The organism is Streptomyces pristinaespiralis, from assembly GCF_001278075.1.
Taxonomy (GTDB): Bacteria; Actinomycetota; Actinomycetes; order Streptomycetales; family Streptomycetaceae; genus Streptomyces; species Streptomyces pristinaespiralis.
In genome coordinates this window covers 6,265,971-6,281,011 of the sequence record NZ_CP011340.1, presented here as the reverse complement: position 1 = coordinate 6,281,011, position 15,041 = coordinate 6,265,971, and the positions used below count along the sequence as shown (strand labels likewise).

The following is a 15,041-nucleotide window of genomic DNA, read 5'->3' as shown; positions in this document are numbered from 1 at the left end:
GCCATGGCCGACGATCGTTTCACCCTCGGCGGGACGACCTTCGACTCCCGTCTGATCATGGGCACGGGCGGTGCGCCCAGCCTCGACGTGCTCGAAAGGTCCCTCGTCGCGAGCGGCACGGAACTGACGACCGTCGCGATGCGGCGCCTCGACCCGACGGTGCAGGGGTCCGTGCTGTCCGTCCTGGACCGGCTCGGCATCCGGGTCCTGCCGAACACCGCCGGCTGCTTCACCGCGGGCGAGGCGGTGCTCACCGCTCGCCTGGCCCGGGAGGCCCTCGGCACCGACTGGATCAAGCTCGAGGTCGTCGCGGACGAGCGGACACTGCTGCCGGACGGCGTGGAACTGCTCGACGCGGCGGAGACGCTCGTCGACGACGGCTTCACCGTGCTGCCCTACACGAACGACGACCCGGTGCTCGCGCGCAAGCTCCAGGACGTGGGCTGCGCGGCGATCATGCCGCTCGGCTCGCCGATCGGCTCCGGGCTCGGCATCCGCAATCCGCACAACTTCCAGCTGATCGTCGAGCAGGCGGACGTCCCCGTCATCCTGGACGCGGGCGCCGGCACGGCCTCCGACGCCGCGCTGGCGATGGAGCTCGGGTGCGCGGCGGTGATGCTGGCGTCGGCGGTCACGCGGGCGCAGGAGCCGGTCCTGATGGCGGAGGCGATGCGGCACGCGGTGGAGGCGGGCCGGCTGGCGTTCCGCGCGGGCCGGATCCCGCGACGCCACTTCGCGGTGGCGTCCTCGCCGCGGGAGGGACGCGGGGCACTCGATCCGGAGCGGCCGGCGTTCTGAAGAGGGCGGGTGCGGATCCGCTGCGCGGAGCCTGTTCCCCACCCCGCCCCTTCCCGGACCGCCTGGCGGCCTGGGGGCTCCACCCCGGCCCTCCGCGCCTGGAACGCCGGCGAGGCCGGAGTTGCCGGGCGACTCCGGCCCGCCCGGCGTTCGAGGGCACCGCGCGAAGCGCGGTACGCCGCCCGCAGGGCGGCACGGGCCCGAGGCCTGCCCGCCACACGGCGGAGCCGCACACGATGCAGCGGGAAGGGGCGGGCGGGGGAAAACGCCCCCGCGCGGCGGTCCCGCACCGCCACCACCGCGTCACAGCTCGGCTGCAGTCCCGCCCCGCCCCGCCCGACCCGTCGGACCCCGTCTGTCCGGCTCGTAGAATCGGCGCGTGGATACGACCCTCCAGGACCCCCTCGTCGGGCAGGTGCTCGACGGCCGCTACCGCGTCGATGCGCGCATCGCCGTCGGCGGCATGGCCACGGTCTACCGGGCCGTCGACACCCGGCTCGACCGGGTGCTCGCCCTCAAGGTGATGCACCCGGATCTCGCCACGGACGTCACGTTCGTGGAGCGGTTCATCCGTGAGGCGAAGTCCGTCGCCCGGCTGGCGCACCCGAACGTGGTCGGGGTCTTCGACCAGGGCGCGCAGGGCGCGTACGTGTATCTGGCGATGGAGTACGTGGAGGGCTGCACCCTCCGTGACGTCCTGCGTGAGCGCGGCGCGCTACAGCCGCGGGCCGCGCTCGACATCCTGGAGCCCGTGCTGGCCGCGCTCGGCGCCGCGCACCGGGCCGGGTTCGTGCACCGGGACATGAAGCCGGAGAACGTGCTGATAGGGGACGACGGCCGGGTCAAGGTCGCCGACTTCGGCCTGGTGCGCGCGGTCGGTTCCGTGACGAACACCTCGGGCACGGTCCTCGGCACGGTCTCCTACCTCGCGCCGGAGCAGATCGAGTACGGCACGGCGGACACCCGTGCCGACGTGTACGCGTGCGGGGTCGTGCTCTACGAGATGCTGACGGGCGCCAAGCCGCACGGGGGCGACACTCCGGCCCAGGTGCTGTTCCAGCACCTGAACGCGGACGTCCCGGCGCCGTCCGCGCTCTTCCCGGGGCTCGCCGTCGAGCTGGACGAGCTGGTGGCGAGCGCGACGGCCCGCAACCCCGAGGTCCGCCCGCACGACGCGGTGGCGCTGCTGGCCCAGGCACGTGAGGCGCGGGCGGCGCTCGGCGACGAGCAGCTGGACGCGGTCCCGCCGCGGGCCCGCACCGGGGAACAGGCGGAGGGCGGCACGGACGGGGACGCGTCCGCCGAGGACCGTACGGATGTCATCGTGCGGAAGCCGGCCGACGCGGAGTCCGGGGTGCACCACACGGCCCGGCTGATCCTGCCGCCTCCGGAGCGGCCGGAGCCCGAGCCGGTGCGTCCGGCCGGCCGGCGCGTGCCGTTGTCCCGACGCGGTCTGTTCGCCCTGCTGCTCGCGGTGATCGCCGTGATCGGTGTGGGTGCGGGTGTCTGGTACATCAACTCGGGCCAGTTCACCCGTGTGCCGCCGCTGATCGGCAAGACCGAGCAGCAGGCCCGGGAGGCGCTCGACAAGGCTGGCCTGGACGTGAAGGCCGTCAGGCACGACTTCAGCGAGACGGTGGCCCGCGGCACCGTCATCGGCAGCGACCCGGGCACGAACGAGCGGATACGGGGCAACGACTCCGTGACGATCACGGTCTCCCGCGGTCCGGAGATCGTGAAGGTTCCCGATGTGTCGGGCCGGCCGCTGGCGGAGGCGAAGCGCGAGCTCCGCGAGGTGGGGCTGGCGCCGGGTGTGGTGACCAGGGAGTTCGACGAGAGCGTCGCACAGGGTTCGGTGATCCGCACCGACCCGGCCGCCGAGAGCGGCCGGAGCCCCGACACCGCCGTGTCGATCGTCGTCAGCAAGGGCGCGCCGATCGACATGCCCGATGTGACGGGTGACTCCGTCGAGGACGCCACGGCCGAGCTCGAGGAGGCCGGTCTGAAGGTGAAGGTCGCCCAGGAGCGGATCCACTCCGAGCAGGAGGCCGGTTCCGTCGCCCGCCAGTCGGCCGCAGCAGGAACCAGCCTGGCCGGCGGCGACACGGTCACGCTGACGGTCTCCAAGGGCCCGCGGATGGCGGAGGTGCCGGACGTGGTCGGCGACAAGGTGGACGACGCCCGCGCCGAGCTGGAGGAGGCGGGCTTCGTGGTGAAGGTCGAGAAGAACTTCCCGTACCTGGGCGACGAGGTCGAGAGCCAGTCCGTAGAGGGCGGCGGCCAGGCGCCCGAGGGCAGCACGATCACGATCAAGACCAAGGGGCTCTAGTTCTCATGCGCAACCCTGTCGGCGGCCACGTTCCCGTGGCCGGCGGCCTCGCCACGACCGGGCTCGTCTACGCGAGGGAGCTGGAGGCGGAGACCGTGCAGGTCTTCGTGGCCAATCCTCGCGGCTGGGCGACGCCGAAGGGGAATCCGGCCCAGGACGAGAAGTTCCGGGCGGAGTGCGCCGCCGAGGGCATCTCGGCCTGGGTGCACGCCCCCTATCTGATCAATTTCGGTTCCCACACCGAGGCCACCGTCGAGCAGTCGGTCCTCTCCTTGAGGCATTCGCTGCGCCGGGCCCGTGAGATCGGCGCACAGGGCGTGGTGGTGCACACCGGTTCCGCGACGGGAGGCCGTGCCCGCGAGGTGGCGCTGGCCCAGGTGCGGGAGCGGATGCTGCCGCTGCTGGACGAGCTGACGCACGACGACGATCCGTTTCTGCTGCTGGAGTCGACGGCCGGCCAGGGCTCCTCGCTCTGCTCCCGTACCTGGGACTTCGGCCCCTACTTCGAGGCACTCGACGCGCATCCCAAGCTGGGCGTCTGCCTGGACACCTGCCACATCTTTGCGGCCGGGCACGACCTGGCGGCGCCCGACGGGATGGCGCGGACGCTGGATCTGCTGGTGGGGACGGTGGGCCAGGGGCGGCTGAAGCTCATCCACGCGAATGACTCGAAGGACGTCACCGGGGCACACAAGGACCGTCACGAGAACATCGGCTCGGGCCACATCGGCGAGGAACCGTTCCGCGCGCTGATGTCGCATCCCGCCACCGAGGGCGTGCCCCTGGTCATCGAGACGCCCGGGGGCAAGGAAGGTCATGCCGCGGACGTCGCGCGGCTCAAAAAACTTCGCTGAGACCCTGCGGGAATACCCCTAGGGGGTATACAGTTCCTAGTGGTCGGCAGGAACCGCTACCGCATGTTGGGGGCATCGCCATGCAGCACGAGACGCACACGGAGCACTCGGAACACGGGCACCACGACCACCACGCCCGGCACGGCCACGCGCAGGGCCCGGGCGCAGCGAGCTGGGGCATGGCGGCCAAGGCCACCCTGCACTGCCTCACCGGCTGCGCCATCGGCGAGGTGCTCGGCATGATCATCGGCACCGCACTGGGCTGGGGCAACGCCCCCACGATGGTCCTCGCGATCGCGCTGGCCTTCTTCTTCGGCTACTCACTGACCCTGTGGGCGGTCCTGCGGGCCGGCCTGAGCCTGAAGGCGGCGATCGGCGTCGCCCTCGCCGCCGACACCATCTCCATCACGGTCATGGAGATCGTCGACAACGGCGTGCTGCTCCTGGTGCCGGGCGCGATGGACGCCCACCTGGGCGACTTCCTCTTCTGGGGCGCGCTCGCGTTCGCGTTCCTCGTCGCGTTCGTGGTCACCACACCCGTGAACAAGTGGATGATCGGCCGCGGCAAGGGCCACGCCGTGGTCCACCAGTACCACTGACACCCGCAACAACGACCGCACGAGCGACCTCACGGCCCGGGGCTTCAGAGCTCCGGGCCGTCCCCCGGTCCCTCCTGGTAGGAGTACCGCTGCTCCCGCCAGGGGTCGCCGAGGTTGTGATAGCCCCGCTCCTCCCAGAAGCCGCGGCGGTCGGTCGTCATGTACTCCACGCCCCGGACCCACTTGGGCCCCTTCCAGGCGTACAGGTGCGGGACCACCAGACGCAGCGGAAAGCCGTGCTCCGCGGTCAGCAGTTCACCGTCCTTGTGGGTGGCGAAGATCGTGCGTTCCGAGACGAAGTCGGAGAGGCGCAGATTGGCGCTGAAGCCGTACTCGGCCCAGACCATCACATGGCTGACGGAGGGCGCCGGCGGGGCGAGTTCCACGATCGTACGGGCGGGCACGCCACCCCATTCGGCCCCCAGCATGCTGAACTTCGTCACGCAGTGCAGGTCGCCGACCACGGTCGAGTAGGGCAGCGCGGAGAACTCCTCGTGGTTCCAGCAGCGCTTCTCACCGTCGGCGGTGGCGCCGAAAACCCTGAATTCCCAGCGGTCCGGCTTGAATTTGGGTACAGGACCGTAGTGGGTGACGGGCCAGCCTCGCTGGAGTCGCTGCCCCGGCGGAAGCTCGGACTCCTCTGGTGCGCGGTATTCCCGGCTCTCCGGCTGACCCATGCCTTCAATGGTGACAGACCGGGAGGGGTGGTCATGACCAGGTCTGGGCCGATTCGGGCAACTCCTACTAAGCGTGCACTTACTGGACGCTCCACCGTCGCGATGCAAGGATGCGCGAACCTGCCAAGACTTACGCGCGGAAGGAGCCTCTGCGATGCAGGGCGACCCCGAGGTCCTCGAGTTCCTCAACGAGCAGCTGACTGCCGAGCTGACCGCGATCAACCAGTACTTCCTGCACGCGAAGATGCAGGAGAACTTCGGCTGGACGAAGCTCGCCAAGTACACCCGGGCCGAGTCCTTCGACGAGATGAAGCACGCGGAGGTGCTGACCGACCGGATCCTCTTCCTGGACGGCCTGCCGAACTACCAGCGGCTGTTCCACGTGCGCGTCGGTCAGACGGTCACCGAGATGTTCCAGGCGGACCGGCAGGTCGAGGTGGAGGCGATCGACCGTCTCAAGCGCGGCATCGACGTCATGCGCGCCAAGGGGGACGTCACCTCGGCGAACATCTTCGAGTCGATCCTCGCGGACGAGGAGCACCACATCGACTACCTCGACACGCAGCTGGAGCTGGTCAACAAGCTCGGTGAGTCGCTCTACATCGCCCAGCTGATCGAACAGCCGGAGTCCTAGGCGACGAGCCCTGGCCGGCCACTGACCGACGGAATCGGGCCGAGTGCCCGGCTAGGCGGCTTCGCCGAGTGCGGGCGCGGTGTCGGTGTCCGGCTCCGCGGCCAGGACGGAAGCGCCGTTCCCCTGCTCCAGCAGCTCACGGCGGGGGCAGGCGCCACGGCCCAGGATCCCCTGGATGCGCCGCACGCAGGAGCCGCAGTCGGTGCCAGCCTTGGAGACGGACGCGATCTGCCGGGGCGTGCAGGCGCCGGCTTCCGCGTGCTCCTTGACCTGCTTCTCCGTGATGCCGAAGCATGAGCAGACGTACACGCGGTTCACCTCCCGGCGGGATCGAAGGGTCGGCCCCTCCGATGATCGGTGAGGCTAACCTAACCTTACCCGCAGCGCCGGGCGGGTAAAAGCCCCGAATACGCAGGTGGGGCGTGGATCACATCGATCCACGCCCCATCGGCACATCGCCCCTGCTACTGGTCGCGGTACATCTCCGCGACGAGGAACGCCAGGTCCAGCGACTGGCTGCGGTTCAGCCGGGGGTCACAGGCCGTCTCGTAGCGCTGGTGCAGGTCGTCGACGAAGATCTCGTCGCCGCCGCCCACGCACTCGGTGACGTCGTCACCGGTGAGCTCGACGTGGATGCCGCCGGGGTGGGTGCCGAGCGCCTTGTGGACCTCGAAGAAGCCCTTGACCTCGTCGAGCACGTCGTCGAAGCGGCGGGTCTTGTGGCCGGACGCCGCCTCGAAGGTGTTGCCGTGCATCGGGTCGGTCACCCAGGCCACCGTCGCGCCGGAGGCGGTGACCTTCTCGACCAGCTCGGGGAGCTTGTCGCGGACCTTGTCGGCGCCCATGCGGACGATGAAGGTCAGCCGGCCCGGCTCGCGGTCGGGGTCGAGACGGTCGATGTAGGTCAGCGCCTCGTCCACCGTCGTCGTCGGCCCCAGCTTGATGCCGATCGGGTTGCGGATCCTGGAGGCGAACTCGATGTGCGCGCCGTCCAGCTGACGGGTGCGCTCACCGATCCAGACCATGTGGCCCGAGGTGTTGTACAGCCGGCCGGTGCGGGAGTCGGTACGGGTGAGGGCCGACTCGTAGTCCAGCAGCAGGGCCTCGTGGGACGAGAAGAACTCGACCGTGCGGAACTCGGCCGGGTCGGTGCCACAGGCCTTCATGAAGTTCAGCGCGTTGTCGATCTCGCGGGCGAGCTGCTCGTAGCGCTGGCCGGACGGGGACGACTTCACGAAGTCCTGGTTCCAGGCGTGCACCTGTCGCAGGTCCGCGTAACCGCCGGTGGTGAAGGCGCGCACCAGGTTGAGCGTCGACGCGGAGGCGTTGTACATCCGCTTGAGGCGCTCGGGGTCCGGGATGCGGGCCTCTTCGGTGAAGTCGAAGCCGTTGACGGAGTCGCCGCGGTAGGTCGGCAGGGTCACGCCGTCGCGGGTCTCGGTCGGCTTGGAGCGCGGCTTCGAGTACTGGCCGGCGATACGGCCGACCTTCACCACGGGCACCGACGCGGCGTAGGTGAGGACCGCGCCCATCTGGAGCAGGGTCTTCAGCTTGTTACGGATGTGGTCGGCGGAGACGGCGTCGAAGGCCTCGGCGCAGTCGCCGCCCTGGAGCAGGAACGCCTCGCCCTTGGCGACGGCTCCCATCCGGGCGCGCAGCTGGTCGCACTCGCCCGCGAAAACGAGCGGCGGATACGACTCGAGGTCCGCGATCACATCGCGCAGAGCCTCGGCATCGGGGTACTCGGGCTGCTGCGCCGCGGGCAGGTTTCGCCAGGTGTTGCCACCGGTAGCGGTGGTCTTAGCGTTCACGGTCACAAGCACAACCCTACGGCTTCCCGCCACCTGTCCGGCCCGGTGCCCAGCGACTGAGACAGCGGTCCGAAATGTCCCTCGAGGACGTTCACCCGATCGAGTGGTGTTACCCTGCGGCGCGTTTTCGAAACGGATCACACAAAACAGACCAGGGGTGGGCGTGAGCCAGGGGCACCGCAGAGATCGCAAGAAGAAACGGCTCTTCTACGGGGTGGCGGCGGCGGTCGTCGCCACCGCGACGATCGGAACGGTCGCGGTGGCATCACCCGACCTCGTCGGTCTCGGCGACGACAAGGGCAGCCGGAACGAGTCGCTCCAGAGCAAGTTCGCCCAGGCGGCGCGCGAGTTCGACGTACCCCAGAGCGTGCTGATGGCGGTCTCGTACCGGCAGACGCGCTGGGAGGCCCACGACGGCGAGCCGAGCGTCACCGGCGCGTACAACGTGATGGGTCTGACGGACGTCGACCCGGAGGACATCGAGACGGAGGAGGTCGGCGAGGAGGCCATCGCCCACTTCAACGGCAGCGGCAAGCCGGAGATCGAGAAGTCCTTCGACCCTGCCAAGGTCCGTCGGATCCTGGCCGAGGCCACCGTCGACACCGACGATCCCCGGCTCCACACCGTGGACAAGGCCGCCGAGCTGATCGACAGCTCTCCCGAGGCGGTCCAGAGCGACACCTCCGAGTCCATCCGGGCCGGCGCTGCGCTGCTCGCGGAATACCAGAAGGAGGCCGGCGCGGAGCTGTCCGACGACCCGGGCGCCTGGTATCCGGCAGTGGCTCGCTACAGCCAGTCGCCGGAGAAGAAGGGCGCGGACCTCTTCGCCAAGCGCGTCTTCGAGTCGATCAAGACGGGCGAGCGGGAGCTCACCCTGGACGGCGAGCAGGTCTCCCTGCCGGCCGACCCGTCGGTCAAGCCGGTCAAACCCGCGAACGTCCCGCTGGCGGCGAGCTACGCGTCCACCACGGCGGACCCGACGCCCGAGTGCCCCGTCGGCCTGTACTGCAACTTCGTGCCGTCCCGCACGTCGAGCACGGGCAAGCGCAACTACACGCTCGGCGACCGTCCGAACCAGGGCGTGGACATCCGGCAGATCGTCATCCACGACACCGAGGGCGGCTACGACGGCTCGCTCGCGGCGCTCACGAACCCGGACGTCCCGGGCAGCGCGCACTATCTGATCCGCGCCTCGGACGGTCTGGTCACCCAGATGATCGAGAACAAGCACCTGGCGTGGCACGCGGGCAACTGGACCCACAACATGCACGCGATCGGCGTGGAGCACGAGGGCTACGCGATCAAGGAAGGCAAGTGGTACACCGAGCCCCAGTACCAGTCCTCCGCCGACCTGGTGAAGTTCCTGGCCACGAAGTACAACGTGCCGCTGGACCGCGAACACATCATCGGCCATGACGAGGTGGCGCTCCAGACGGACGCCGGCATGGCCAATCTCCACTGGGACGCGGGCCCGTACTGGGACTGGAACCACTACATGGGCCTGATGGGCGCCCCGCAGGGCGACCAGGGCGCGGGCGGTCCGCTCAAGGCCGGCCAGGTGGTCCGTGTCGTTCCCCCGTTCACCACGGCGAACCAGCCGAAGCTCACCGTCGGCGGCAACGCAGTCACCGCCCGCCCGTCCAACTTCGGCTACCTCTACACGTCGCCCTCGACAAGCGCGTCGACGCTGACCGACCCGTATTTCACGTCCCTCTGGTCCGAGGGCTCGAACTACGGGAACAAGGTCCGCGCCGGTGGCACCTACGTCGTCGCCGAGGCCGGCACCAACTGGACGGCGATCTGGTACGCGGGCAAGAAGGCCTGGTTCTACAACCCGGGCGGCCAGTACACCGCCCCGGTGCCCGGTGCCACGACCGTCAAGGTCACGGCCGGTGCGACGTCGGCCAAGGTCTACGGGCGCTCCTTCCCGGAGACCGCCGCCTACACCGCCGCGGGCCTCGAGGCGCCCGGTGACGAGAACGCCCACCTGACGAAGTTCACCTTCGCCTCCGGCCAGGCCTACGTGAAGGCCGGCCCCGCGGTGAAGGGCGACGACTGGTTCGGCTCCAAGCAGAAGAACGTCATAGGCGACACGCTCTACGTGCCGATCCGCTTCCACCACAAGATCACCTGGGTGAAGGCCGCCGACGTCGTGGAGGCCACCCCCACCGCTCCCGACCCCGGCACCACCCGGTTCAACGTGCTCGCCCGCGACACCGGCGGCTCGCTGTACCAGTACCAGGGCACGGGCAGCGCGACGACGCCGTTCTACACCCGCTACCGGATCGGCGGCGGCTGGCAGGGCTACAACGCGATCACCGACCTCGGGCCGCTCCGCGCCGACGGCACCGGTGACATGGTGGCCAGGGACAGCTCCGGCTACCTCTGGTACTACAAGGGCAGCGGCAACAAGAACCAGCCGTTCCGGGCCCGCGTCAACGTCGGTCCCGGCTGGAACATGTTCAACATGATCGTCGGCTCGCAGGACCTCGACGGCGACGGCCTCTCCGACATGCTGGGCCGTGAGCCGTCCGGCGCCCTGTGGTTCTACAAGGGCACCGGCGTCCCGTCCGCCCCCTTCGCCCGCCGCACCAAGGTCGGCGACGGCTGGCAGACGTACAACATGCTCGTCGCCACCGGTGACCTCGACAAGGACGGCAAGGCCGACGCGGTCGGCCGGGACAAGTCCGGCTACCTGTGGTTCTACCGGGGTACCGGCAACTCGGCGGCGCCGTTCGCCGCGCGCATCCGGGTCGGCGGCGGCTGGAACATGTTCGACATGCTGGTCTCCACCGGGGACCTGAACAAGGACGGCATCGCCGACATGGTCGGCCGTGAGCCGTCCGGCGCGCTGTGGTTCTACAAGGGCACCGGCGTCCCGACGTCTCCCTTCGCCGCCCGGACCTCGGTCGGCAACGGCTGGCAGATCTACAACACGCTGATCTGACCCGCGCACCTCGCACACTCCGCCCGCGTCGGCGGGGCCGTCCTCATCGTGGGACGCGCCCCGCCGACGCGGGCGGATGCGTTATCGTCGGCGACATGTTCGCGCAGCAGATCCAGAACTGGTGGTGGACCGCACTCCGGCGGCCCACTGCTTCCTGATCGCGCGCAGCACCGATCGCGAAGGCCGCCCGAGGGGCGGCCTTCACTGTTTTCCCGACAGCGGCCGTTCCTCCCCATCCGGAAGGAACACCCCGCATGCTCATCGGACGACTGCTCGACGACGACTGCCCCCCGTTCGCCCTGCTGCACCGCCGTACGCCGGGCCGCGACCACGGCACCGTCGAGGTGCTGATCGGCGACGTCCACGAGGCCGCGCGCCTGGCCGACATCCCGGTGGGCGAGCAGCCCTCCCTGGCGCTCGTCCCCTTCCGCCAGATCGCGGAGCGCGGCTTCGACGTGACCGACGACGGCACGCCGCTCGCGGTGCTGGTCGCCCGCGAAAGCCATGAACTCGCCCTGGAGAAGGTCCTGGAGGAACTCCCCCGGCACGAGGTGCGGGTCGAGGGCGGCACGTTCGACGTCGGCGACGAGGAGTACGCGGACATCGTGCGGCGGGTCGTCGAGGACGAGATCGGGCAGGGCGAAGGCGCCAACTTCGTGATCCGGCGCACCTTCACCGGGCAGATCGACGGCTTCGGCCGGGCCGACGCGCTCGCCCTGTTCCGGCGCCTGCTGACCGGCGAGCGCGGCGCGTACTGGACCTTCGTCGTCCATACGGGCGGGCGCACGCTGGTCGGGGCCAGCCCGGAGGTGCATGTGCGGATGAGCGGCGGCACGGTCGTCATGAACCCGATCAGCGGGACCTTCCGGTATCCGCCCGGCGGGCCGACCGCGGAGGCGCTGCTCACCTTCCTCGACGACCGCAAGGAGCGCGAGGAGCTCTCCATGGTGGTCGACGAGGAGCTGAAGATGATGTGCACGGTCGGCGACATGGGCGGTGTGGTGGTGGGGCCCCGGCTGAAGGAGATGGCCCATCTCGCCCACACCGAGTACGAGTTGCGGGGACGCTCGTCCCTGGACGTGCGCGAGGTGCTGAAGGAGACGATGTTCGCCGCCACGGTCACGGGCTCCCCCCTGCAGAACGCCTGCCGGGTCATCGAACGCCACGAGGTGGGCGGCCGCGGCTACTACGCGGGAGCCCTGGCGCTGATCGGCCGGGACGCCTCGGGCGCCCAGACGCTCGACTCGCCCATCCTGATCCGGACCGCCGACATCGACGCCACGGGCACGCTGCGGGTGCCGGTCGGGGCGACGCTGGTGCGGCACTCCGACCCGGCCGGCGAGGTCGCGGAGACACACGCCAAGGCGGCGGGCGTGCTGGCCGCGCTGGGGGTGCGGCCGGGGCGGCCCGACGCCGGCGGCCCGGCGCCGCGTCTGGCGGACGATCCACGCGTGCGGGCGGCCCTGGACTCCCGCCGCGCCGACCTCGCCCCGTTCTGGCTGCGGATGCAGGAACAGGCCGCGAGACTCGCCGGGCACGCCCTGGTCGTCGACGGGGAGGACACCTTCACCGCCATGCTGGCGCATCTGCTGCGCTCGACCGGCCTGGAGGTGACCGTGGTGCGGTACGACGCGCCGGGGCTTCGGGAGCGGGCCCTCGCCCACCAGGGGCCCGTGGTGCTCGGTCCGGGCCCAGGGGATCCGGCCGACGCGTCCGATGCGAAGATGCGCTTCCTGCGGGCCCTCGCGGCCGACCTGCTGAAGGGGCACCGCCACGGTCTGCTCGGCGTGTGCCTCGGCCATGAGGTGCTGGCCGCGGAGCTGGGGCTGGAGATCGTCCGCAAGGACGAGCCGTACCAGGGGGCGCAGGAGCGGATCGACTTCTTCGGCCGCCCGGAGACCGTCGGCTTCTACAACAGCTTCACCGCGCGGTGCGACGAGGTGACCGCCGCCGAGCTCGCGATGCACCGGATCGAGCTGAGCCGGGACGAGGCGACCGGGGACGTGCACGCGCTGCGCGGCGGCGGCTTCGCGTCCGTGCAGTTCCATCCGGAGTCGGTGCTGACCATGAACGGCGCGGCGCTGACGGCGTCGCTGCTGGCGGGTGTGCTGGTCGGCTGAGGGGAGGGGCCGTCAGGGGGCGGGCGCGGTGGGGACGAGCACGTTCTCGCCGCGCCGGCCCTCGAGGTGGGCCTTGATGTTCCGGGCGGTGGTGTCCACGATCTGGGTGACCGCGTCCGCGGTGTAGTACGCCTGGTGGGAGGTGACCAGGACGTTGGGGAAGGTCATCAGCCGGGCCAGGGTGTCGTCGTCGACCGCCTCCATGGATTTGTCGAGGAAGAACAGCCCGGCCTCCGCCTCGTACACGTCGAGGCCCACCCCCGAGAAGCGGCCCTTGCGCAGTTCGCCGACGAGGGCGTCGCTGTCGATCAGGCCGCCGCGGCTGGAGTTCACCAGGATCGCGTCGTCCTTCATCGCGCGCAGCTCCCGGGCGCCGATCAGATGCCGGGTGGCGGGCATCAGCGGTACGTGCAGGCTGACCAGGTCCGCGGCGGCGAGCAGTTCGTCCTTGTCGACGTACTCCATGCCCAGTTCGACGCAGACGGGGTTGGGCGCGACGTCCAGGCCGAGCAGACGCATGCCGAAGCCGTGGGCGATCCGGGTGAAGGCCTCTCCGATCTTGCCCGTGCCGATCACACCGGCGGTACGGCCGCGCATGTCCCGGCCCATCAGGCCGTCGAGCCGGAAGTCGAAGTCGCGGGTGCGGTTGGCGGCGCGCACGACTCGCCGGTTGACGGCCATGGTCAGCGTCCAGGCGAACTCGGCGACGGAGTACGGCGAGTAGTACGACACCCTGGCGACGGTGAGTCCGAGCCGCTCGGCCACCTCGAGGTCGATGTTGTTGAAGCCGGTGGAACGCTGGGCGATCATCCTCGTGCCGCCGACGGCGAGTGTCCGCAGCACCTCGGCGTCCAACTGGGCGTTGACGCTGGTGGAGATCACCTCGTGGCCGGCGGCGATGGCGGCGGTGTCCGCGTCGAGGAACACGTCCAGGCACCGGACGCCCCCGGGGAGATCCGCGAAGGCCTTCTCGATGAGCGGCTTTTCGTCGGCCTGGACGCCGAAGGCGAGGATTTCCACATTCTCTCCCGGTTCACGAGCTGTGGGCCGGATACCCGCGAATATCCGGATGCCGCGAATATACGGCCCACCGCCGCGTCAGCCGAAGAAGACGCCGACCTCCTCGTAGAGCTTCGGGTCGACCGTCTTGAGTCTGGCGGTCGCCTCCGCGATCGGCACGCGCACGATGTCGGTGCCCTGAAGCGCGACCATCTTGCCGAAGTCCCCGTCACGCACCGCGTCGATGGCGTGCAGTCCGAACCGGGTGGCGAGCCAGCGGTCGAAGGCGCTCGGGGTGCCTCCGCGCTGGACGTGGCCGAGCACCGTGGTGCGGGCCTCCTTGCCCGTACGGCTCTCGATCTCCTTGGCCAGCCACTCGCCGACGCCGGAGAGGCGGACATGTCCGAACGAGTCGAGCGTGCCGACCTTGAGGACCGCCTCGCCGTCCTTGGGCATGGCGCCCTCGGCGATCACCACGATCGGCGCGTAACTCGCCTTGAAACGGGAGGTGACCCAGGCGCAGACCTGGTCGACGTCGAAGCGCTGCTCGGGGATGAGGATGACGTTGGCGCCGCCCGCCAGACCGGAGTGGAGGGCGATCCAGCCCGCGTGGCGCCCCATCACCTCGACCACCAGGACGCGCATATGGGATTCGGCGGTGGTGTGCAGCCGGTCGATCGCCTCGGTGGCGATGCCGACCGCCGTGTCGAAGCCGAAGGTGTAGTCGGTGGCGGACAGGTCGTTGTCGATGGTCTTGGGTACGCCGACACAGTTGATGCCGTACTCGTCGCAGAGCCGCGCCGCGACGCCGAGGGTGTCCTCGCCGCCGATCGTGACGAGGGCGTCCACCTCGTTCTTGGCGAGGTTCTCCTTGATCCGGCGGATGCCGTTCGCTTCCTTCAGCGGGTTGGTGCGCGAAGAACCGAGGATCGTGCCGCCGCGGGGCAGAATCCCGCGGACGGTCGGGATGTCGAGCGGGACGGTGTCGCCCTCCAGCGGTCCGCGCCAGCCGTCGCGGTAGCCGACGAACTCGTAGCCGTACTCCTGCACACCCTTGCGGACGAGGCCGCGGATGACCGCGTTGAGGCCGGGGCAGTCGCCGCCCCCGGTCAGTACTCCGACGCGCATGGAAACTTCCCTTCGCCTGATGAGCCCTGTGACCGTCACGCTAATGGTGACGCAGGTCACTCAGGGATGGGGCGAATGGTCGATTCCTTTGCGTGGCGGTGTCGCCGGCCGTCCGCCGTTCACTCGAACGGGTAAAGCTCGAAAG

Annotated in this window: 13 protein-coding genes; 8 read left to right on the top strand and 5 right to left on the bottom strand. The window is 70.1% G+C overall.

Features of this window, described 5'->3' with window-relative positions; translation table 11 throughout:
• The first annotated feature begins 3 nt into the window (after positions 1–3).
• The 4 genes from SPRI_RS26775 (at position 4) to SPRI_RS26760 (ending at position 4,580) form a co-directional block, all read left to right on the top strand.
• Entirely contained in the window at positions 4–798 is a 795-nt protein-coding gene (locus SPRI_RS26775; protein ID WP_053557400.1) for a thiazole synthase, read from the top strand.
• A 379-nt stretch (positions 799–1,177) separates the two neighbouring features.
• The gene (pknB, locus tag SPRI_RS26770) at positions 1,178–3,127 is read left to right on the top strand and encodes a Stk1 family PASTA domain-containing Ser/Thr kinase (protein ID WP_005318645.1); all 1,950 of its coding nucleotides are present in this window, start codon (positions 1,178–1,180) and stop codon (positions 3,125–3,127) included.
• Between the two features lie 5 nt (positions 3,128–3,132).
• Positions 3,133–3,981 (top strand): deoxyribonuclease IV, encoded by an 849-nt coding sequence (locus SPRI_RS26765; protein WP_005318644.1) that lies wholly within the window; start codon positions 3,133–3,135, stop codon positions 3,979–3,981.
• An 80-nt stretch (positions 3,982–4,061) separates the two neighbouring features.
• Entirely contained in the window at positions 4,062–4,580 is a 519-nt protein-coding gene (locus tag SPRI_RS26760; protein ID WP_037774919.1) for a DUF4396 domain-containing protein, read from the top strand.
• Between the two features lie 44 nt (positions 4,581–4,624).
• Here SPRI_RS26760 and SPRI_RS26755 read toward each other — a convergent pair whose 3' ends face one another.
• Complete coding sequence (locus SPRI_RS26755) at positions 4,625–5,257, bottom strand: sulfite oxidase-like oxidoreductase (RefSeq protein ID WP_005318639.1); 633 nt, start codon at positions 5,255–5,257, stop codon at positions 4,625–4,627.
• A 154-nt stretch (positions 5,258–5,411) separates the two neighbouring features.
• Here SPRI_RS26755 and bfr point away from each other — a divergent pair, with 154 nt between their 5' ends.
• On the top strand, positions 5,412–5,891 hold the full coding sequence (gene bfr, locus SPRI_RS26750) for a bacterioferritin (RefSeq protein ID WP_005318638.1): 480 nt from the start codon (positions 5,412–5,414) through the stop codon (positions 5,889–5,891).
• Positions 5,892–5,942: 51 nt separating this feature from the next.
• Here the strand turns inward: bfr and SPRI_RS26745 are convergent, their stop codons facing one another.
• Entirely contained in the window at positions 5,943–6,209 is a 267-nt protein-coding gene (locus SPRI_RS26745) for a (2Fe-2S)-binding protein (protein ID WP_037774918.1), read from the bottom strand.
• 146 nt (positions 6,210–6,355) lie between these two features.
• Entirely contained in the window at positions 6,356–7,702 is a 1,347-nt protein-coding gene (locus SPRI_RS26740) for a class II 3-deoxy-7-phosphoheptulonate synthase (RefSeq protein WP_078535526.1), read from the bottom strand.
• Positions 7,703–7,865: 163 nt separating this feature from the next.
• Between SPRI_RS26740 and SPRI_RS26735 the strand changes: the two genes are divergently transcribed.
• The 3 genes from SPRI_RS26735 to SPRI_RS26730 all read left to right on the top strand — a co-directional run bounded on the left by SPRI_RS26735 (position 7,866) and on the right by SPRI_RS26730 (position 12,769).
• Entirely contained in the window at positions 7,866–10,649 is a 2,784-nt protein-coding gene (locus tag SPRI_RS26735) for an N-acetylmuramoyl-L-alanine amidase (protein WP_037776935.1), read from the top strand.
• Positions 10,650–10,744: 95 nt separating this feature from the next.
• Positions 10,745–10,807 (top strand): trp operon leader peptide, encoded by a 63-nt coding sequence (locus SPRI_RS39995; RefSeq protein WP_159695253.1) that lies wholly within the window; start codon positions 10,745–10,747, stop codon positions 10,805–10,807.
• Positions 10,808–10,903: 96 nt separating this feature from the next.
• Positions 10,904–12,769, top strand: coding sequence for an anthranilate synthase family protein (locus tag SPRI_RS26730; RefSeq protein WP_053557399.1), 1,866 nt, complete (start codon positions 10,904–10,906; stop codon positions 12,767–12,769).
• 12 nt (positions 12,770–12,781) lie between these two features.
• Here the strand turns inward: SPRI_RS26730 and SPRI_RS26725 are convergent, their stop codons facing one another.
• Together SPRI_RS26725 and SPRI_RS26720 are read right to left on the bottom strand one after the other, a co-directional pair.
• Complete coding sequence (locus SPRI_RS26725) at positions 12,782–13,789, bottom strand: 2-hydroxyacid dehydrogenase (RefSeq protein ID WP_005318623.1); 1,008 nt, start codon at positions 13,787–13,789, stop codon at positions 12,782–12,784.
• Between the two features lie 78 nt (positions 13,790–13,867).
• Positions 13,868–14,896, bottom strand: a complete 1,029-nt coding sequence (locus SPRI_RS26720; protein ID WP_053557398.1) for a 6-phosphofructokinase — start codon at positions 14,894–14,896, stop codon at positions 13,868–13,870.
• Positions 14,897–15,041 lie beyond the last annotated feature (145 nt).